The organism is Candidatus Accumulibacter vicinus (assembly GCF_000584955.1).
Taxonomy (GTDB): domain Bacteria; phylum Pseudomonadota; class Gammaproteobacteria; order Burkholderiales; family Rhodocyclaceae; genus Accumulibacter; species Accumulibacter vicinus.
In genome coordinates, this window is sequence record NZ_JDSS02000049.1 from 2085 (window position 1) to 3111 (window position 1027).

The window sequence follows — 1027 nt, forward strand, 5'->3', positions numbered from 1 at the left end:
AGATCGACAGATGAACGCAAGCGTCTGGCATGCCTTGCATGACCTCAACGCAGTCACCGTGGTACAGCGCGAACTTGTCGGTAATCAGTTGGTCATGCACAGCCATTGCGGTAGCTCCTGAGTCTTGGTGAAAACGGATGCGCGGTCGATGGCCTGGGCGGCGTTCATCTCGGCCACGAGGTTAGAAAACATCTTGTCGGCCTGCTCGGCCTTGCGTTGCAAATTGCGCAGCACGCCGCGCTCGCCTTCGGTGGTCACGATGTCAACCGTGACGGGGCGCTCCTGTCCAAAGCGCCAGCACCGCCGCACGCCCTGGTAATACTGCTCAAACGAGTGAGACGGAAAGAATGTGATGTGGTTGCAGTGTTGGTAGTTCAGTCCCCACGCGCCTATCTTTGGCTTGGTAATTAGCACGCGGGCGCGGCCTTCTGCAAAGTCCAACAGCTTGCCTTCTTTCTTGTCGTCGCTGTCGGCGCCGCTGACTTGTATCGAGTCGGGGATCATGTCTTCAAGCTGGTCGCCTTCGTCGTTCAAGTGGCACCACACAAGCGCGGGCTGGCCTGTCGGGTTCACAAGGTCAGCCACCCGCGCGCATCGCTCCTTCAACGTGCGGCGCCGTTCCTCGCGCTGCTCATCCAGGCCAACGGCTGATAGCGCAAACAAGAACCCATCGGCGACCGTTTCAGTCTCAACAACGTACTCAACTACTCGCAGTTCAGGCAGTACGAAACGCGCATCGTCGAACCCAAGATCGGAAGGCCGGCGTACGGCGCGCGCCCACGAACAAACCCAACGCCAGAACGGCAATTCGGCGTGCCCTTTCAGTCGCCACTTGATAACCTCGCCGCCCATTCGGCCCTGCGCGCTGTTGTTCAGGTCGTTCTTGAAGAACCGATTGAGCATGTCCATGTGGCCCAGGTATCCAAGCGCTTCGCTTGATGTGCCCAGCTCGATAAAGTCGTTCGGTGCGGCCGTTGCTGTTGCCAGCAGTCGATACGGCAGCTTGCGGGCAAAGGATGTGATGGCG

At 59.1% G+C, this 1027-nt stretch carries 1 protein-coding gene; it reads right to left on the reverse strand.

All coding sequences use genetic code 11. The annotated features are described in order from the left end of the window. Window positions 1-84: 84 nt before the first annotated feature. Window positions 85-1027, reverse strand: a 943-nt coding sequence (locus CAPSK01_RS19595; protein ID WP_273704136.1) for a helicase C-terminal domain-containing protein, incomplete at its 5' end; no start/stop codon positions are given.